Below are 19,446 nucleotides of genomic sequence, written 5' to 3' on the forward strand. Positions count from 1 at the left end.
AGACTAGGGGAGTTTACAGCTTCAGATTCTGGCGGGTGGGGGTGAAGGTCGGGATCATCTTTGCCAGCTGCTGCACCACACCCTCGTCGTTGTGCTCTGCCGCAGCGGCAAGCTCCTGCAGCTGCCCGTAGAACTCGGCCAGATCGATGCTGCGCGGCGAAGCCACAAAAATTTTATTGTGCTGGGTGCGGCGCATCTTATCCTGCTCCTCGTCCATCATCAGCTCTTCGTAGAGCTTCTCGCCCGGGCGCAGACCCACGATCTTGATCTCCATATTCACGCCCGGCTCATAGCCGTAAAAGCGGATGAGCTGCTTGGCAAGATCCATGATCTTGACCGGCTCGCCCATGTCCAGCACATAGATATTGCCGCTTTCGGCCAGCGCACCGGCCTGCAGCACCAGCTGGGCCGCTTCCGGAATGGTCATAAAGTAGCGCTCAATGTTGGGATCCGTCAGGGTGACAGGCCCGCCTTTTTTGATCTGAGCCTCAAACAGCGGAATGACGCTGCCGTGGCTGCCCAGCACATTGCCAAAACGCACAGCCACACACTTCATATCCGTGTTGCCCGCAAAGGTCTGGATGAGCATTTCGCAGATGCGCTTGGTACAGCCCATCACACTGGTGGGATTCACAGCCTTATCGGTGGAAAGCTGCACGAACCGCTCCACGTCGTGTTCGCTGGCGCTCACCAGCAGATTTTTGGTGCCCAGAACATTGTTCTTGACCGCTTCTGCAGGGCTGACCTCCATCAGCGGCACATGCTTGTGTGCTGCCGCATGGAACACCACAGTGGGATGATATGTTTCAAAAACCTCATCCAGACGCTTTTTATCGCGGATGGAGCCAATGAGCACCGTTACCGGGATATCCCGGCCGTACTTCTGCTGCAGCTCCATGAGCAGCTCGTAGGCGCAGTTCTCGTAGATATCAAAAATAAGCAGCTTGCCGGGCTTGAAGCGCATCACTTGACGGCACAGTTCGCTGCCGATGGAGCCGCCGCCGCCCGTGACCAGAACGGTCTTGCCGGTGAGGTAGCCGGAGATCTGATTGGTATCCAGAGTCACCTCATCGCGGGAAAGGAAGTCCGCCGGGTTCAACTCGCGGAAGGCTCCCTGCTGCGGTGTACCGCTGCCCACCAGCTGCGGGTCACTAAGCAGCTGCACCGCACAATGGGTGCTGACGCACAGGTCGATGACATGGTTCAGCTTGCTGCCCTTCAGGGTAGGAATGGCGATGATGATGCTGTGGATGCCGTAGCGCTTGCACAGGTCCGGGATCTCTTCCAGCGTGCCCTTCACCGGCACCCCGTGGATGGTCTGGTTGAGTTTTGTGGGATCATCGTCCACCGCCACCACCGCGTGGCCGTATTCCTTATTGGACTTGCACACGTTGATGGCCCATGCACCGGCCTCCCCTGCACCCACGATCATCACGGGCCGGTTGGGGTCCTTGCTTGCAGCGCCGCGCAGCCTTTCGCCCAGCGGATGGTTCAAAAACAGCCGCCATGCCAGACGGCTGCCGCCCACCAGCAGGAAGATGAGCACCGCCGCCATACAGTTGGCGGAGTTGAACAGCACTCCGTGGATGCACAGCCGGTTGACAAAGTACACAATGACGGTTGGTACGCCGATCATTCCGGCAAGGCGGATCAGATCGCGCTCACCGGCGTACTTCCACAGAACGGAGTACAACCCGCCTGCCAGAAAGCAGATAATATATACCGCCACGATCCACGGCAGGTTTGCGTACAGAATGGCACGGTTGTGGGGCCACCATGTGGCTTCCACTGCACCGTCTGCACGCAGCAGCAGCGCAAAATAAAAGCTGAATGCAACAATGGCTGCATCCAGCAGCACAAGCAACGCCCGGCGCGCAAGCACCTGCGGCGTGTTCTTTTTATCTTTCACAAAAAAGTCCTCTTTTACATACGGCACAAGAGCCGCAGTTTTGGCCGGAAAAGCTTCCGGCGTTCCGTCCTGCCCGGCGCACCGGACAGCCCTATCTTTATATTATACTCAGAACACTGCAGAATGTCCAGAAAATTTGAATCCGCTGCCAAACTCCCTCTATTTTTTCGGTCTGCCGGGCCGGTGCGCAGCCCAGAGCGCGGCTGCTTCCTCTCCAAGGCCCAGCGGCCATGCCGCCAGCAGGAACACTCCTGTGGTAGCGCAGCCGCCTACGCCCAACGCGGCCAGCTGCAAAGGCAGCCGAGCCGCAAACCCATCCGCAAGCAGCTTCCGCAACGCCATGCCAGCCGCCGCGGCCAGCACAGCTGCCAGTGCCGGTGCACCCAGCCAGCGGCGGAATGCATGCTGCGTGCCGCTGGAAAACAGCAGATGCCCGGTGTTGGCCGCACAGGTGTACAGGCTGGAAAGCAGGATCACTGCCAAAAAGCCCTTCATGCCAAAGCGCGGCAGCAGCGCCACCACCCCGCCAATGCGCAGGATGGAATCCCACACGCTGTAGCGGAAGGCCGCCTTCTGCTCCCCTACCCCTTTCATGGCACCGTCCACCATGCTTTCCAGATACATCAGCGGCATGGCAGGAGCCAGCGTTTCCAGATAAAACCCGGCATCCGCACTTTGGTACAAAAGCTGTGCCAGCGGCCGTCCCCACACCCAGAACAGCACCCCTGCCAGCGCGGAAAAATAACCGGTGAGCCGCAGCATCCGGTTCAAAAGTGCGTTGAGCCGTTCGGTCTGGCCCAGAATATGAGCCTGCGTGATCTCCGGCATCAGCAGCACCGAAAGACTGCCCAGCAGGCCAAATGGGAACGTAAGCAGCGGCAGAGCCATGCCTTTCAGTTCTCCGTACTGCTCCAGCGCGGCGGTGCGCCCGCCCGCGTTGATCAGATAGACCGCAAGGCAGGCGGGCACCAGCATATTCTCCGCCGTGTGCAGGGCGCTTGCCAATACCCGCCCGCCCTCCACCGGCCACAGGATCTCCCACAGACGGCGGGCAGGGTCTGCCGGGCGGACGGCTTTTTGCCCCGCAAAGGCACTGCGGGCATCCCGCCGGTAAAAGGCCAGCATGCACAGCGCCGACACCGCTTCGCTGACGGCGGTAGCTCCCAGCACCAGCATACAGCGCACGCCCACCGCAAGGCCCTCGGTGCGGGTAAGCGCCAGTGCCACCAGCGCGATGCGCACCGTCTGCTCCGTAAGCTGGCTGAACACATTGGGGGCCACATGCCGCCGGGCGATGAAAAAACCGCGCAGCACCGCAGACACTGCCATCCATGGCATTCCCAGCGCTGAAACGCGCAAAGCACCGACGGCGCGGACATCGCCAAGCCACAACCGGGCCGCAAGATCCGCTGTTGCCAGCTGCAGTGCAGCGGCAAATAGCCCCAGCACAAGTCCTGCCGCCAGCAGACGGCGCAGCATGCCGCGGGCTGCACCACGGGCGGAAGCCGGGCCGCTGAGTTCCTCGGTCATGAGCCGGGTAGCCGCCACCGAAACGCCCGCCGTTGCCAGCGTGACGAACAGTGAATACACCGCCAGCACCAGCTGGTAAAGGCCCATTCCCTCGCCGCCCAGCTCGTTTGCCAGCCAGATGCGCAGGCCCATGCCGGCCAGCCGCAGCACCACGTCTGAGCCGGTGAGCAGCGCCGCATTTTTCAAATAGCTCTGCCGCATGGCGCACCTCCTGCCGGAATGTTCCGGTTCCAGCATATGAAGCGGCGGAACAGGATATGCAAAAGCAGAGCGGCGCGGCGGGTTGTTTCCTGAGCGCTTTTATGGTATAGTAAAGGGGCGGCTTTTATATGGCCGTATTCTGTTTAAGGAGGAAGCACACGGCCAATGCCTCTGAGCCAGCCGTGCGCAAAAAGAGAATGAGCGAAGAATGTACCCATGACTGCTCCAGCTGTGGAGCAGCATGTTCTTCCCGCGATGCAGCGCCCAAGCACGATGCCCCCAACCCCAACAGCAGCGTCAAAAAAGTCATCGGCGTTGTGTCCGGCAAGGGCGGCGTTGGCAAGAGCATGACCAGCGCCCTGCTGGCCTGCGCCATGGCACGCCGCGGCTACCACTGCGGCATTCTGGATGCCGACATCACCGGCCCGTCCATTCCCAAGCTGTTCGGCATCCATGGCCGTGCCATGGCCGACGACAAGGGCTGCTGGCCCATCCAGAGCCGCATGGGCATTGATGTCATGAGCATCAATCTGCTGGTGGAAAACGAGGAGGATCCCGTTGTGTGGCGCGGCCCGGTGATCGCCGGTGCTGTCAAGCAGTTCTGGACCGACGTGGTCTGGAAGGACGTGGACTTTCTGTTCGTGGACATGCCTCCGGGAACCGGTGATGTGCCCCTGACCGTGTTCCAGAGCCTGCCGGTGGACGGCATTGTTGTGGTGGCAAGCCCGCAGGAGCTGGTGAGCATGATCGTGGCCAAGGCCGTGAACATGGCTGAGATGATGAAGGTGCCCATGCTGGGCATTGTGGAGAACATGAGCTACATCGTCTGCCCCGACTGCGGCAAGCACATCAATGTGTTCGGCAACAGCCATGTGGATGAGGTGGCTGCAAAGCACGGCCTGCCCGTGCTGGCCAAGTGCCCCATCGATCCCCAGCTGGCTGCGCTTTCCGATGCCGGCATGATCGAAACCTACGGCGGCGAGTATCTGGAAGGTGCCGCAGACGCCTGCGAAAAGCTGCTGAAGAAGTAAAAATCGTTTCTCTGCCCTGTGCCGTTTGCGTGGTGCAGGGCTTTTTGGTTGCAGAAAATATAGCTTTCTGCGCCTGCAGAATGCAGCAAAATGGAGAAAAGACGTTCTTTTCCGTATTTCTTTTGTTCTGCCAGCGCTTTAAAAAACAAGGTTCTGTGCCGTTTTTTTCTTTTATTTTTCGTTTTGTGAAGCGGTCTCAACTTTTCATCTGTTTTTTTGAAGCATTTTCTGCTTTCTCGCTATTGTCAAACCCACAGAAATGCTTTATAATAATAAAGCGGTCTGCAGCCATAAGCAGGCCGGTGTGTAAGAACGGAAATCCGGGATCGTCCCAAAGCGTTTTAGCAGCGCGTCCGCTGTGCGGCGGGCCGGGCGGTTTCGTCTTTTTCAAATTTTATAGAGTAATTGGGAAAAGGAGTATTCTACTATGCTGACAAATGAATACCTGAAGCGCGTTTACGAAGGTCTGGAAAAGCGCAATGCCAACGAACCTGAGTTCCTGCAGGCTGTGCGCGAGGTTCTGGAGAGCATCCAGCCCGTTGTTGAGAAGCACCCCGAGTACGAGAAGGCCGCTCTGATCGAGCGTCTGGTCGAGCCGGAGCGCATCATCACCTTCCGTGTGCCCTGGGTTGACGATCAGGGCAAGGTTCAGGTGAACCGCGGCTACCGTGTGCAGTTCAACAGCGCCATCGGCCCCTACAAGGGCGGCCTGCGCTTCCATCCCTCTGTCAATCAGGGCATCCTGAAGTTCCTCGGCTTTGAGCAGACCTTCAAGAACAGCCTGACCACCCTGCCCATGGGCGGCGGCAAGGGCGGCTCTGACTTTGATCCCCACGGCAAGAGCGACATGGAAGTGATGCGCTTCTGCCAGAGCTTCATGACCGAGCTGTACCGCCACATCGGCCAGTTCGTGGACTGCCCCGCCGGTGATATCGGTGTCGGCGGCCGTGAGGTCGGCTATATGTTCGGCCAGTACAAGCGCCTGACCAACAGCTTCCAGGGCGGCATGCTCACCGGCAAGGGTCTGACCTTCGGCGGTTCTCTGGCCCGTACCGAGGCTACCGGCTATGGCCTGTGCTACTTCACCGCTGAAGCTCTGAAGTGCATGCGCAACGACAGCTTTGAGGGCAAGACCGTGGTCATCTCCGGTTCCGGCAACGTTGCGATCTACGCCTGCGAGAAGGCCACCCAGCTGGGTGCTAAGGTCGTGACCATGTCCGACTCCAACGGCTACGTCTACGATCCCAACGGCATTGATCTGGCCTACGTCAAGGATCTGAAGGAAGTGCGCCGCGGCCGCATCAAGGAGTACGCCGAGACCCACGAGGGTGTAACCTATGTTGCAGATTGCACCAAGGTCTGGACTGTCCCCTGCGACATCGCCCTGCCCTGCGCAACCCAGAACGAGATCAACAAGGAGTCCGCTGAGGCTCTGGTGAAGGGCGGCTGCACCGTCGTGTGCGAGGGCGCCAACATGCCCAGCACCCCGGAGGCCATCGAGGTCTACCTGTCCAACGGCATCCTGTACGGACCTGCAAAGGCTTCCAACGCAGGCGGCGTGGCCACCTCCGGTCTGGAGATGAGCCAGAACTCCGAGCGCCTGAGCTGGAGCTTTGAGGAAGTGGATGCAAAGCTGAAGGGCATTATGGAGGGCATCTTCCATGCTTCCTACGATGCATCTGTGGCTGCCGGTTCCGAGGGCAACCTGATGGTCGGTGCAAACTGCGCCGGCTTCCTGAAGGTTGCAACCGCCATGATGGCACAGGGCATCACCTACTAAGTCATACCGCGTCGTCTAAGAGCCGCGCCCGCAGGGGTGCGGCTCTTTTTGGGTATAACCCCGCCCCGCTCTGCCCACACTGGCAGTATCTTATGGCAGAAAGGGAGTTTTGTATGGACGAGCAGATGTTTTGTTTTCAGTGTGAGCAGGCGGCGGGCTGCACCGCCTGCACCGGCGCAGCGGGGGTGTGCGGCAAGTCGGCCGAGACAGCCGCCGCACAGGACCGGCTCACCGGGGCGCTCATCGCGTTTGCCGGGCAGCTCATCGCGGCGGGGCGCGGCCCGACCCCGGAACAGGCCCGGCTGCTGATGCAGGGGCTGTTCACCACCATTACCAACGTGAACTTTGACCCCGCCGCCGTGGACGCGCTGACCCGCCGGGTGCACGACGCCAGCCCCGGCACCGGCCCGGACTACGACATGCAGGCCCTCTGGCGGGAACCGGACGCCGACCGGCGCAGCCTGAAATGCTTTGTGCTGTTCAGCCTGCGGGGCATGGCCGCCTACAACTACCACGCCCGGGTGCTGGGCCGCATCGACCCGGAGCTGGACCGGTTCTTCTGTACCGCCCTGCAGGCCGTGGGCGACCCCGGCCAGACCACCGACGCCCTGTGGCAGCTGGTGCAGGCCACAGGAGAAGCCAGCTACCGCTGCATGGAGCTGCTGGACGCGGCCAACACCGGCGCGTTTGGCGATCCGGAACCGGTGCAGGTGCCCCTGACCATTGAAAAGGGGCCGTTCATCGTGATTTCCGGCCACGACCTCTACGACGCACAGCAGCTGCTGGAACAGACCGCAGGCCGGGGCGTCAACGTCTACACCCACTCGGAGATGCTGCCCGCCCACGGCTACCCGGAGCTGAAGCGCCGCTACCCCCACCTCAAGGGCAACTTTGGCACCGCATGGCAGAACCAGCAGCGGGAGTTCGAGGACATCCCCGCGCCCATCCTGTTCACCACCAACTGCATCATGCCCCTGCGCGCCAGCTACGCCGACCGGGTGTTCACCACCTCGGTGGTGGCTTACCCCGGCGTGCCCCACATCGACGAAGGGCGCGACTTTTCCCCGGTGATCGAAAAGGCGCTGGAGCTGGGCGGCTACGCGCAGGACACCCTGCTGCCCGGCCTGAACGGCGGCTCCACGGTGACCACCGGTTTTGCCCGCACCGCCGTGCTGCAGCACGCGGACGAGATCGTGCAGGCGGTGCGGGACGGTAAGCTGCGGCACTTCTTTCTGGTGGGCGGCTGCGACGGCACCCGGCCCAGCCGCCGCTACTACACCGAGTTTGCCCGCCTTACCCCGCCCGACACCATCCTGCTGACCCTGGCCTGCGGCAAGTTCCGCCTGAACGACCTGCCCCTTGGCACCGTGCCGGGCACCAGCCTGCCCCGCATCCTAGACGTGGGCCAGTGCAACGACGCCTACAGCGCCATCCGCATCGCATTGGCGCTGGCCGACGCCTTTGGCTGCGGCGTCAACGACCTGCCCCTCTCGCTGGTGCTGTGCTGGTTTGAACAGAAGGCCGTGTGCATCCTCATCGCGCTGCTGGCGCTGGGCATCCGGAACATCCGGCTGGGGCCTACCCTGCCCCCGTTCCTCTCGCCGGTCGTTGTGGCTGCCCTGCAGCAAAAGTACGATTTAAAAGCCGTAACAACGCCGGAAAATGACCTGCAGGCCATTCTGGGCAGACATTGAGCCTGCACTGTTCTCATTATAGCTACAACTGACCGCCATACGCGGCGTTTCGCACAAGAAGTGGTGTAAAGCAGTTGTCATATTTGGTGCAGCTGTCACTTGAAGATTTTTCAGCGTTCAGTATAATAATAGTTACCGGAACAAAGGCGTTCTGCAAGGGTAAAGTATGCCCTTGCGGGGCGCTTTTCTTTTTTGTCAAAATGCGGAGGGTGCCGCACCGGTGAGGATTTTAGATAAGGATGGGAAAGTCTATGGAAAACTTTACAGAGCAGAAAAACACCCTTGGTCTGTACGATCCACAGTTTGAGCACGATGCCTGCGGCATTGGCGCTGTGGTGGATATCAAGGGCCGCAAAAGCCACCAGACCGTGGACGACGCGCTGGCCATTGTGGAACGGCTGGAGCACCGTGCCGGCAAGGATGCCGAGGGCAAGACCGGCGACGGTGTGGGCATTTTGCTGCAGATCAGCCACAAGTTCTTCTCCAAGGTGGCCGAAGAACTGAACATCAGCCTTGGCAACGAGCGCGAGTACGGTGTTGGCATGTTCTTCTTCCCCCAGAGCGAGCACCTGCGTGCGCAGGCCATGAAGCTGTTCGAGGTGGTCACCCGCAAGGAAGGCCTCGAATTTCTGGCATGGCGCAAGGTTCCCGTGAACCCGGATGCCGTGGGCCAGAAAGCCCGCGACTGTATGCCTGCTATCTGGCAGTGCTTCATCAAAAAGCCCGCCAAGGTGAGCAAGGGCATCGATTTTGACCGCAAGCTGTACATTGTGCGCCGCGTGTTCGAGCAGGCCAGCAACGGCACTTATGTGCCCAGCCTGTCCAGCCGCACCATCGTGTACAAGGGCATGTTCCTTGTGCACGACCTGCGCCTGTTCTATACCGACCTGCAGGACGAGGATTATGAATCCGCTATCGGCATGGTGCACAGCCGCTTCTCCACCAACACCAACCCCAGCTGGATGCGCGCACACCCCAACCGCTTCATCCTGCACAACGGCGAGATCAACACCATCAAGGGCAACACGGATGCCATGCTGGCCCGTGAAGAGAGCATCTCCAGCTCCATCATGCAGGACGACATGAACAAGATCCTGCCCATCATCAACACTTCCGGCTCCGACTCCGCCATGCTGGATAACGCGCTGGAATTCATGGTGATGAACGGCATGGATCTGCCTCTGGCCGTGATGATCACCATTCCCGAGCCGTGGGAGAACAACAAGAACATCAGCCAGAAAAAGCGCGATTTCTACCAGTATTATGCCACCATGCTGGAGCCTTGGGATGGCCCCGCTGCCATCCTCTTCTCGGACGGCGACGTGATGGGCGCTGTGCTGGACCGCAACGGTCTGCGCCCCAGCCGCTATTACATCACCAAGGACGGCCGCATGATCCTGTCCTCCGAGGTGGGTGTGCTGGAATGCGAGCCGGATAATATTTTGGTCAAGGATCGTCTGCGCCCCGGCAAAATGCTGCTGGTGGACACCGTGAAGGGCGAAGTGGTGGACGACGAAAAGCTCAAGGAGTTCTACGCCAGCCGTGAGCCTTACGGCGAGTGGATCGACCGCAACCTTGTGGAGCTGGCCAGACTGAAAATTCCCAACGTGAAGGTGGAAAGCTACACCGGCGATCAGCTCACCCGCCTGCAGAAGGTGTTCGGCTACAAGTATGAGGATGTGAACACCATGATCCTCTCCATGGCACGGGCAGGCGCAGAGCCTTCCGGCGCTATGGGCACCGACACCCCGCTTGCTGTGCTGAGCAACCAGCATCCGCCGCTGTTCAATTACTTCAAGCAGCGCTTTGCGCAGGTCACCAACCCGCCCATTGATGCCATCCGCGAAAAGGTGGTCACTTCCACCAGCGTGTATATTGGCGCACACGGCAACCTGCTGGAGGACAAGCCCGAGAACTGCAAGGTGCTCAAGGTGCACAACCCCATCCTGACCAGCACCGACCTGCTCAAGATCAAATACATGAACGTGCCCGGCTTCAAGGTAGCCACGGTGTCCATCAACTACTATAAGAACACCAGTCTGGAAAAGGCCATCGACCGTGTATTTCTGGAGGTCGACCGCGCCTACAAGGATGGTGCAAACATCATCATCCTTTCTGACCGTGATGTGGATGAATACCACGTGACCATTCCCAGCCTGCTGGCAGTTTCCGCGGTTTCGCAGTACCTGATCCGCACCAAGAAGAGCACCGCACTGGCCCTGATCCTGGAAAGTGCAGAGCCGCGCGAGGTGCACCACTTTGCCACCCTGCTGGGCTACGGTGCATGCGCCATCAACCCCTATCTGGCACATGAGACCATCGGCCAGCTCATCGACGAGGGCCTGCTGGATAAGGATTACTACGCAGCCGTGGAGGACTACGACAACGCCATCCTCAGCGGCATTGTGAAGATTGCCTCCAAGATGGGCATTTCCACCATCCAGAGCTACCAGAGCAGCCAGATCTTTGAGGCTGTGGGCATCTCCAAGGATGTCATCGACAAATACTTCACCGGCACGGTGAGCCGTGTGGGCGGCATTACCCTTTCGGACATTCAGGCCGATGTGGAAGCCCAGCACAACGCAGCCTTCGACCCGCTGGGTCTGGACATCAACATGGAGCTGGCCGACAGCGGCGCACACAAGTTCCGCAGCGGCAAGGAAGAACACCTGTTCAACCCCCAGACCATCCACCTGTTCCAGAAAGCCTGCTGGACGAACGACTACTCGGCTTTCAAGCAGTTCACCAGCACCGTGGACAATATGGGTGCTGACGGCGTGCATCTGCGCAGCCTGTTGGACTTCAACTACGCTCCTGACGGCGGCATCCCGCTGGAAGAGGTGGAGCCGGTGTCCAGCATCGTCAAGCGGTTCAAGGGCGCAGCCATGAGCTACGGTGCACTGAGCAGCGAAGCCCATGAGACCATTGCCATTGCCCTGAACCGTCTGGGCGGCCGCAGCAACACCGGCGAGGGCGGCGAACCCGAAGAGCGCTACCACAGCGAGAGCAATTCCAAGATCAAGCAGGTGGCTTCCGCACGCTTTGGTGTAACGAGCAAATACCTCGTTTCTGCGGAAGAGATCCAGATCAAGCTGGCACAGGGTGCAAAGCCTGGTGAGGGCGGCAACCTGCCCGGTGCCAAGGTATATCCGTGGATTGCAAAGACCCGCCACAGCACCACCGGTGTGGGCCTGATCTCTCCCCCGCCGCACCACGATATCTACTCCATCGAAGACCTTGCAGAGCTGATCTACGACCTGAAGAACGCCAACCGCAGCGCCAACATCAATGTCAAGCTGGTCAGTGAGGCCGGCGTTGGCACCATTGCGGCCGGTGTTGCCAAGGGCGGCGCACAGGTCATTCTGGTGTCCGGCTACGACGGCGGCACCGGTGCAGCACCGCGTACTTCCATCAAGCACGCTGGCCTGCCGTGGGAGCTGGGCATCGCCGAGACCCATCAGACCCTGATCCTGAACGGCCTGCGCACCCGCGTGCGCATCGAAAGCGACTCCAAGCTGCTCTCCGGCCGCGATGTTGCCATCAGCTGTATGCTGGGCGCAGAGGAGTTCGGCTTCGGCACTACCCTGCTGATGGCCGAGGGCTGCGTGATGATGCGTGTGTGCAATCTGGATACCTGCCCCATGGGCATCTGCACCCAGAACCCGGAGCTGCGCAAGAACTTCAAGGGCAAGCCGGAATACATCATCAACTACCTCACCTTTGTGGCCGAGGAGCTGCGCGAGTACATGGCAAAGCTGGGCGTGCGCACCATCGATGAACTGGTGGGCCGCACCGACCTGCTCAAGGTCAAGCCTGCCGCACCCGGCAGCCGCGCTTCCAAGATGGATCTCGACTGCATCCTGCACAACCCTGCCATCGAGAACAGCAATGTTCACTTCGTGAAGGAGGACACCTACGACTTCCATCTGGAAAACACCCTCGATATGAAGGTGCTGATGAAGAAGTTCAAGCTCAGCAGCAAGAATGCCCAGAGCGTGACGCTGGATGTCTCCAACACCGACCGCGCCTTTGGTGCCATCTTTGGCAGCGAGATCACCCGCAAATACGGCAACAGCCTGCCGGATGATGTTTACACCGCCCACTGTGTGGGTGCAGGCGGCCAGAGCTTTGGTGCGTTCATCCCGGGCGGCCTGACGCTGGACCTTGTGGGCGACTGCAACGACTACATGGGCAAAGGCCTTTCCGGCGGCAAGATCGTCGTGCGCCCGCCCAAAGGCATCACCTTTAAGCCCGAGGAGAACATTATCACCGGCAACGTGGCCCTGTACGGTGCTACCAGCGGCAAGGCGTTCATTTCCGGCGTGGCCGGTGAGCGCTTCGCCGTGCGCAACAGCGGTGCCACCGCCGTTGTGGAGGGCGTTGGCGACCACGGCTGCGAGTACATGACCGGCGGCACGGTGGTGGTTCTGGGCCAGACCGGCAAGAACTTTGCAGCCGGTATGACCGGCGGCATCGCCTACGTGCTGGACGAGAACTGGGACTTCTACCAGCGCGTGAACAAGGAGACCGTCAGCCTGGAGCCTGTGGAGCACAAGTACGATGTTGCCACCCTGAAAGAGCTGATCCGCGAACATGTGGAGGCCACCGGCTCTCCCCGCGGTAAAGAGATCCTTGACAACTTCAGCGAATTCCTGCCCAAGTTCAAGAAAGTTCTGCCCTACGATTATGACCGTATGCTGCGTGTGATCGCATCCGTTGAGGAGCGCGGTCTGGACGGCGAGCAGGCACAGATCGAAGCATTCTACACGGTGCAGAAGAAGAAGTAAGGAGGGCAGCGTTATGGGTAAGACAACTGGATTTATCGACTATACGCGCAAAACCAGCACGGATGTTCCGCCGCTGGAACGCATTGAAAACTTTAACGAATTTCACGTCTGGCTCTCACGCGAGGAGCAGCAGACGCAGGCAGCACGCTGCATGGACTGCGGTGTTCCCTTCTGTCAGGCCGGCATGATGATCGGCGGCATGGCTTCCGGCTGCCCGCTGAACAATCTCATCCCGGAGTGGAACGACCTTGTTTATCATGGCAAGTGGGAGCTGGCCATGCACCGTCTGATGGCCACCAACCGTTTTCCTGAGTTCACCAGCCGGGTGTGCCCTGCCCTGTGTGAAGCGGCCTGCACCTGCGGCGATGTGACCGGCAGCAGCGTGACCGTGCGTGAGAACGAGCACGCCATTATCGAAACGGCTTACGCCAAGGGCTGGCTGCACGCCGCACCGCCGCCCTCCCGCACCGGCAAGAGCGTAGCCGTGGTGGGCAGCGGCCCCTCCGGCCTTTCGGTGGCTGAATACCTGAACAAGCGCGGCCACGCCGTGACTGTGTTCGAGCGTGCAGACCGCGTGGGCGGCCTGCTGATGTACGGCATTCCCAACATGAAGCTGGACAAATCCGTCATCGAGCGCCGCATCAAGATCATGCAGGCCGAGGGCGTGGAGTTCCGCACCAACATGGATGTGGGCGGGACTGTTGCCGCCGAAGAGCTGCTGAACGGCTACGATGCCGTGGTGCTGTGCTGCGGTGCCAAGAAGGCCCGCGACCTGAATGTGCCCGGCCGCGATGCAAACGGCGTGCACTTTGCCGTGGACTACCTGACCAGCGTGACCAGAAGTCTGCTGGACAGCCAGTTCGCGGACGGCAAGGCCATCGATGCCAAGGGCAAGAATGTTCTGGTGATCGGCGGCGGCGACACCGGCAACGACTGTCAGGGCACGGCCCTGCGGCAGGGCTGCACCGATCTGGTGGCACTGGAAATGATGCCGCAGCCGCCCAAGGAGCGTGCAGCCTCCAACCCGTGGCCGGAGTGGCCCCGTGTGCTGAAGGTGGACTACGGCCAGACCGAGTGCCTTGCAAAGTTTGGCAAGGACCCGCGCGTGTACCAGACCACCGTGAAGGAATTTTTGAAGGATGATGCGGGCAATCTGACCGGTGCTATCATCTCCTACCTGAAGCCGGAGCGGAACCCCGAGACCGGCCGTACCAGCATGGTGCCCACCGGTGAAGAATTTACCTACAACTGCCAGCTGGCGTTCATCGCCGCAGGCTTTACCGGCTGCGAAAGCTACGTGGCCGATGCATTTGGTGTGGAGCTGACCGCCCGCGGCAACGTGGCAGACCACAGCTTCAAGACCAACGTGGAAAAGGTGTTCGTTTGCGGCGATATGCGCCGCGGCCAGAGCCTTGTGGTGTGGGGCCTGCGCGAAGGCCGCGACTGCGCCGCCGAGGTAGACCGCTACCTGATGGGCTACACCAACCTCTAACTAAGCCATTCTCTTTCCTATCCTAAACAAGCAGAAGCGGGGGCCTTTGCAAGGCTCCCGCTTCTGCTTTTGTTTTTTAGTCTGTATTGTATTCCGGTTCCGTGGGGGTAGGATCTGTTGTTTCCGGAGGGGCCGGCTCTGTCGTGGTGGGTTCGGTAGCGGCGGGTTCCTCCGGTGTGACAGTGATCTGCACACTGGGGTCTGCCGCAATATATACCGTAATGACTGTGCCCACTTCCACCTTGGTGCCCGGCTCCTCGCTGGTACGCACCACGCAGCCGGATGCATAGGAGCCATCGTTCACCACCATAAAGCAGCTGGCCACAAGGCCCCGGGCTTCCAGTTCCTTTACCGCGCCATCCTGCGTAAAGCCGATGATATTGGGCATCTCGGCCATCTGCGGGCCTTTGCTCACCACCAGCCGTATGGTCTCCCCTGCCTTGAGCACAGTGTCCGCGCTCGGCTCCTGCTGGATGATCTGGCCCGCCGGGGCGGTATCGCTGTATTCCTCGGTGACGTAGAACAGATACATGCTGGTATATTCCCGGTTGTTCTGCACCTGCGTGTAGTCCATGCCAATAAAGTTCGGCACAAGGTTCTGCGGCACCATCACCTCGCTGCTGGCCGGTTCCGACTCCGCAGCCGACGCGGCAGGCTGGTGGATGTGCTGGCTCAGCACGCTCCACAGCGTGAGCAGAATGAGGATGGACAGCAGGATCACGATGCCTGCCAGCAGCGCTTTTAAGCTGAGCAGATGCTCCTTGCGTTCCGGCTCCGGCTGGGCTGTGCGCACCGGAGTCTCCGGCTTCATGGTGCGGGTCAGCTCGGCGGTGTATTCCTTGGAAGAAAGGGCCTGATACAGCTGCGGCACGGTCTGGATGCGCTCCATGGGCCGCAGGCGCAGGCCCAGCTGCAGCACCTGCGAGACGTACAGCGGCAGGCTGCCGTTCACCGATTTTGCGCGTGGGTTGGAGTCTGCCACCATGCGCTGCGCTGCAGGCACCGGGGCCTGCCCGCACACCATGCGGTAGAACACGGCCGCAAGGCTGTATTCATCGGTATAGCGGCCCTCGAACTCTGCGGTGGAATACTGCTCCGGGGCGGAATAGCCTTCGTACAGCTGTTCGCGCAGGCCGCTGCCCGCCGTGCGCAGGCCCACCGTGGCATAGCCCGCCAGACGGCAGCGGTCGTTTTCCATCACGCGGATGTTCTCCGGACAGATACCGCGGTGCACCAGACCGATCTTGTGCATGGCGGCTACGCCTTCAAACACCGGCTGCAGCATGGTGCAGGCATCGTCCGGGCGGATGGTGCCGGGGTGGTTTTCCAGCCACTGATCCAGCGGGGTGCCGCCCAGATTTTCCAGAATGGCGTAAACGCTGTTATTGGCTTCCACCACATCCAGCACGGCTTCCAGGCCATTGGCCGGAGTGATGCGCTGGATGGAGCGGTACAGGTCCGCAAAATCCATGCGGGTGGTCTTGAACAGCACCTCACTGCCGGTCTTGGGCCGCAGGGTGCTTTCTGCCGTGCGCTCCGCCGTGAGGGTAATGGGCAGATATTCCTTGATGGTCACCCGGAAACGGCCCAGATTCTCTGCGCCGCGGTAGAGGATGCCCTCGCCGTCGATGCTCAGCATTTCCCCTACGGTGTAGCGCCCGGCCAGCACGGTGCCCACCGGCAGGGTGCCGCCGGGGTTGCGCCCGGCAAAGCTTTTGCCGCAGTGCGGGCAGCTTTGTGCTGCTCCGGGCAGCGGCTGCAGGCAGTATGGACACAGGCGTGTTGCTTCCATTGTGGTCTCCTTATACCGTTTTGCGCCGCAGCAGGCTCATGGGCGGCAGCTCCGGCGTGGGAATGGTGTATTTTTCCATGGCATGCGGGGTGCTCTCCACCCGCTCACCGGCTTCGTTTTCGATCCACTCAGGGTTCAGCGGAATGCTGCGGCCATCCGGGCAGAGGGCTTCCAGAGTGTCGCCCAGGCTCCACTTGCCGCGCTGCTGGCAGGAGGCAACGCCGTTCTCCCAGCCGTCCACCGTGCCCACAAACTCCCACTCGCGGATGTAAGTAGCGCTGTCGGTGGCCTGTCTGGCCTGCTCGCGGCCAAAGTAGAAGCCCGGCGAGTAATGGCGGTGGCTGGTACGGGTAAGCTCCTCGTACACTTCAGCAGGCAGCTCAAAGTTGTCGTTGAGCGGGTCGGCCAGATAAGCGTCCAGCGCCCTGCGGTAGGCGGCGGTAACGCTTGCCACATAGTAGAAGGTCTTGGCACGGCCCTCGATTTTCAGGCTGTCCACCCCTGCCTTGCAGATCAGGTCAAGGAAAGGTGCGGTGCACATATCATTGGCGTTGAGGATGTAGCTGCCGTTCTCGTTCTCGCCGATCTCGTACAGTTGTCCCGGACGGGTCTCCTCGCTGAGATAGTATTTCCAGCGGCAGGGCTGGGCACACTGGCCACGGTTCGCGTCGCGGCCCGCCATGTAGTTGGAAAGCAGGCATCGGCCCGAAACGCTCATGCACATCGCACCGTGCACAAAGGCTTCGATCTCCAGCTCCGGTGGTGTTTTATCGCGCAGGATCGCAATATCCTGCAGGGTCATCTCACGGGCCAGCACCACGCGCTTTGCGCCCATATTGTAGGCGGCGCGGGCCGCAGCCCAGTTGGTGATGCCTGTCTGGGTGGACATGTGCACATCGATGTCCGGTGCAAAGGTCTTGCAGGCATCCAGCACACCAAGGTCTGCCACGATAAAGGCATCCACACCGGCCTTGGCTGCTTCCTTAATGGCCTCGGGCAGGCGGTCGGCTTCCTCGTTGGTGGGCAGGGTGTTCATGGTCAGGTAGACCTTGCGGCCGCGGGCGTGAGCGTAGATGACACCCTCGGCCAGCTGTTCCGGCGTAAAGTTGGCCGGAGCAGACCGCATTCCAAATTCAGGCAGGCCGCAGTAAACGGCATCGGCACCGTAGTTGATGGCATAGCGCAGGCGTTCCAGATCGCCTGCCGGGGCCAGCAGTTCCGGGATTTGCAGCATAGTTCAAATTCCTCTCATTTTTCCGTATTCACAGTTTTGTTCACTTGTGCTGCCTTCTGGCAGTTTGCGTTGTGTTCGCTCAGGGTGCGGGCATAATAATAGCTGCCCTTGAGGTCGGTCACAAAAAAATAGGCATCCTTGGCTTCCTCATTGGGCTGTGGGGCCAGCGCTGCCTTGATGGCCGCAATGCCGGGGTTCGAGATCGGCCCAGCAGGCAGACCCTTGCAGCTGTAGGTATCATACGCAGCCACGATATTTCCCGGGATATTATCCCAGCCTCCATAGTAGGGTGCGACCCAGTTCCAGAGGTAATTGTTGTCACTGTCGCTCTGGATATAGCTGGAGGTGTTGCTCTGCAGGCGCGGATAGGGCGAATCCGCAGCCAGACGGTTGCGGAACACCTGTGCCACGTTCGAGTCCTGACTGTTGCCCGCTTCCTCCTGCACAAAGGATGCCAGTGTGATCAGCTGGGGCAGGGTCATATCCTGCTTTTTTAGTTCTGCATACATCTCATCGGTGATCTGTGCATCGAACTGGGCATAGTAGGTGGCTACATAGTTGTGCACGGTGTCGTCCTTTAAAAATTCGTAGGTCTCCGGGAAGAGATAGCCCTCGCACTTCATAAAGCGGTCCGGCGCGTCGGCATCGTCCGGCACGTACTGCCAGAAGGTGTATTCGCTGAAATCACCCTCGTTGGCTTCCTTCAGGAAATCCTTGGCGTTGCACAGCCCGGCGGCTTCCATCTTCTGGGCAATGGCAATGGCCGTGGTTCCCTCTGGGATGGTCACGCGCACCGTTTCGGCCTTGGCGTAGGTGGACAGGACCGCAATAATGGCATCGTAAGAACAGGCACTCTTCTGCAGGGTAAAATCGCCATACTGCAGCTTTGATGCCGCGCCCTTTTGCCCCACATACCAGCGGAACAGATAGGCCGAGCGGATCACACCCGCATCCTTGAGCTTTTGCGCAATAACGGAAACGCCGCTGCCCTGTGGGATGCTCACCGTTACCTCCGTGCCGGGTCTGCCATTGCCGCTGATCTCGTTGTGCGCAAACAGCAGCGCCCCGCCAACGGCCAGTGCCAGCAGTACCACCAGCACCTGCAGGATCTTCCCTACACCGCCTTTTTTGCGGGTGTTTTTTTCGTGTGCCATAAGCACCTTCCTTTTATCTTAGTTTTCCAGCATCAGGCGCATGTAGCTTTCGGCTACATCAAAGGGTTCGGCATCAAAGCGGATCATGCCGTAGTCCTGCCGGGTGCCCTCGCCGAGGAACAGCGGCTGGGATGCGCCCACTGTAATGACCGCCTTTTCCACGATGACTTCCTTTTCGCGGGCGGCTTCCATCAGTACTTCGGCGGCGCGGTCATTGTCGGCCTGCAGCTCCACAAAGTAAAGCGTATCCTCCTTGCGGAAATAAATACCATAGCCGTGGGCGCTGGAAACGATGGTGGCACCGGAGGAGTACAGATCTCCCAACACCACGGCCATGCGCTCCGGGGTCAGCTGCACGGTATCGGGCCAGAAGCGCTCCCGCAGCTCACACAGCTTTTTGGCGGTGACGGAATCAAATTCCGCCTGACTCCACAGGTTGCGCTCCACCTCGCGGGGAAGACAGCGCAGGGCGAAGGCCCATGCAAAGCCCTTATCCTGCAGCAGTGCGGCCTGCTCCGGGCTGGTGGGCACCGCCACCGTAAACCCTGCGCCGCGCAGCTTTTGCTGGGCACACAGATAGTCCACAAGGCCCGCCAGGATCAGGCTGCCCTCGCCGCACAGACCGTACAGGTAGGTGCCGCTGCGGCCCTGCAGCGTGACCGGCACAGCCAGCGCCACCGCGGCGATCTCGTCATTTTCCTCGGCCACATAGACGTTCTGCTCGCCTGCAAACTGCTCAATGGCCTTTTTGGCAAATTCTTCCGATTCATTGCGCTGGCTCTGCCATAAAGCCAGCACTGCCGGTTTATCTTCCGGCTGCATCAAACGATACATCTGTCAGG

General features: G+C 60.3%; 11 protein-coding genes. 5 read left to right on the forward strand and 6 right to left on the reverse strand.

From position 1 onward, the window contains the following. Positions 1–13: 13 nt before the first annotated feature. The gene (locus MTP41_RS01080; protein ID WP_120121261.1) at positions 14–1,909 is read right to left on the reverse strand and encodes a nucleoside-diphosphate sugar epimerase/dehydratase; all 1,896 of its coding nucleotides are present in this window, start codon (positions 1,907–1,909) and stop codon (positions 14–16) included. A 159-nt stretch (positions 1,910–2,068) separates the two neighbouring features. Next, entirely contained in the window at positions 2,069–3,640 is a 1,572-nt protein-coding gene (locus MTP41_RS01085) for an oligosaccharide flippase family protein (protein WP_249235995.1), read from the reverse strand. A gap of 197 nt (positions 3,641–3,837) precedes the next feature. Between MTP41_RS01085 and MTP41_RS01090 the strand changes: the two genes are divergently transcribed. The 5 genes from MTP41_RS01090 (at position 3,838) to MTP41_RS01110 (ending at position 14,424) form a co-directional block, all read left to right on the forward strand. Beyond that, a complete protein-coding gene (locus MTP41_RS01090; protein WP_179859666.1) occupies positions 3,838–4,671 on the forward strand; it encodes an Mrp/NBP35 family ATP-binding protein in 834 nt (277 codons plus the stop codon). A 427-nt stretch (positions 4,672–5,098) separates the two neighbouring features. Further along, the gene (gdhA, locus tag MTP41_RS01095; RefSeq protein ID WP_249235996.1) at positions 5,099–6,451 is read left to right on the forward strand and encodes an NADP-specific glutamate dehydrogenase; all 1,353 of its coding nucleotides are present in this window, start codon (positions 5,099–5,101) and stop codon (positions 6,449–6,451) included. Between the two features lie 113 nt (positions 6,452–6,564). Beyond that, positions 6,565–8,145 carry a hydroxylamine reductase gene (gene hcp / locus MTP41_RS01100; RefSeq protein ID WP_249235997.1) on the forward strand — a complete coding sequence of 527 codons (1,581 nt, stop codon included), beginning with the start codon at positions 6,565–6,567 and terminating at the stop codon, positions 8,143–8,145. A 251-nt stretch (positions 8,146–8,396) separates the two neighbouring features. Continuing rightward, on the forward strand, positions 8,397–12,932 hold the full coding sequence (gene gltB / locus MTP41_RS01105) for a glutamate synthase large subunit (RefSeq protein WP_118528837.1): 4,536 nt from the start codon (positions 8,397–8,399) through the stop codon (positions 12,930–12,932). A 13-nt stretch (positions 12,933–12,945) separates the two neighbouring features. Continuing rightward, positions 12,946–14,424, forward strand: coding sequence for a glutamate synthase subunit beta (locus tag MTP41_RS01110; RefSeq protein ID WP_097777685.1), 1,479 nt, complete (start codon positions 12,946–12,948; stop codon positions 14,422–14,424). 76 nt (positions 14,425–14,500) lie between these two features. Here the strand turns inward: MTP41_RS01110 and MTP41_RS01115 are convergent, their stop codons facing one another. Genes MTP41_RS01115 through MTP41_RS01130 form a run of 4 tightly spaced genes read right to left on the reverse strand, consistent with a single transcriptional unit; the run spans position 14,501 to position 19,438 of the window. Continuing rightward, positions 14,501–16,216: a PASTA domain-containing protein gene (locus tag MTP41_RS01115; RefSeq protein WP_097775435.1), complete on the reverse strand. Its 1,716-nt coding sequence runs from the start codon at positions 16,214–16,216 to the stop codon at positions 14,501–14,503. 10 nt (positions 16,217–16,226) lie between these two features. Then, positions 16,227–17,450 (reverse strand): peptidase U32 family protein, encoded by a 1,224-nt coding sequence (locus MTP41_RS01120; protein ID WP_005941481.1) that lies wholly within the window; start codon positions 17,448–17,450, stop codon positions 16,227–16,229. A 14-nt stretch (positions 17,451–17,464) separates the two neighbouring features. Beyond that, entirely contained in the window at positions 17,465–18,604 is a 1,140-nt protein-coding gene (mltG, locus tag MTP41_RS01125) for an endolytic transglycosylase MltG (protein ID WP_249235998.1), read from the reverse strand. Between the two features lie 18 nt (positions 18,605–18,622). Further along, positions 18,623–19,438 (reverse strand): hypothetical protein, encoded by an 816-nt coding sequence (locus MTP41_RS01130; RefSeq protein WP_097775434.1) that lies wholly within the window; start codon positions 19,436–19,438, stop codon positions 18,623–18,625. Positions 19,439–19,446 lie beyond the last annotated feature (8 nt).

The sequence above is a fragment of the Faecalibacterium sp. I4-3-84 genome (genome assembly GCF_023347255.1).
Classification (GTDB): Bacteria; Bacillota; Clostridia; order Oscillospirales; family Ruminococcaceae; genus Faecalibacterium; species Faecalibacterium taiwanense.

Coding starts and splice junctions, on each gene's coding strand:
- MTP41_RS01085 (WP_249235995.1), bottom strand. CDS start 3,640: ATGCGGCAGAGCTATTTGAAAAATGCGGCGCTGCTCACCGGCTCAGAC.
- MTP41_RS01090 (WP_179859666.1), top strand. CDS start 3,838: ATGAGCGAAGAATGTACCCATGACTGCTCCAGCTGTGGAGCAGCATGT.
- gdhA (WP_249235996.1), top strand. CDS start 5,099: ATGCTGACAAATGAATACCTGAAGCGCGTTTACGAAGGTCTGGAAAAG.
- hcp (WP_249235997.1), top strand. CDS start 6,565: ATGGACGAGCAGATGTTTTGTTTTCAGTGTGAGCAGGCGGCGGGCTGC.
- gltB (WP_118528837.1), top strand. CDS start 8,397: ATGGAAAACTTTACAGAGCAGAAAAACACCCTTGGTCTGTACGATCCA.
- MTP41_RS01110 (WP_097777685.1), top strand. CDS start 12,946: ATGGGTAAGACAACTGGATTTATCGACTATACGCGCAAAACCAGCACG.
- MTP41_RS01115 (WP_097775435.1), bottom strand. CDS start 16,216: ATGGAAGCAACACGCCTGTGTCCATACTGCCTGCAGCCGCTGCCCGGA.
- MTP41_RS01120 (WP_005941481.1), bottom strand. CDS start 17,450: ATGCTGCAAATCCCGGAACTGCTGGCCCCGGCAGGCGATCTGGAACGC.
- mltG (WP_249235998.1), bottom strand. CDS start 18,604: ATGGCACACGAAAAAAACACCCGCAAAAAAGGCGGTGTAGGGAAGATC.
- MTP41_RS01130 (WP_097775434.1), bottom strand. CDS start 19,438: ATGTATCGTTTGATGCAGCCGGAAGATAAACCGGCAGTGCTGGCTTTA.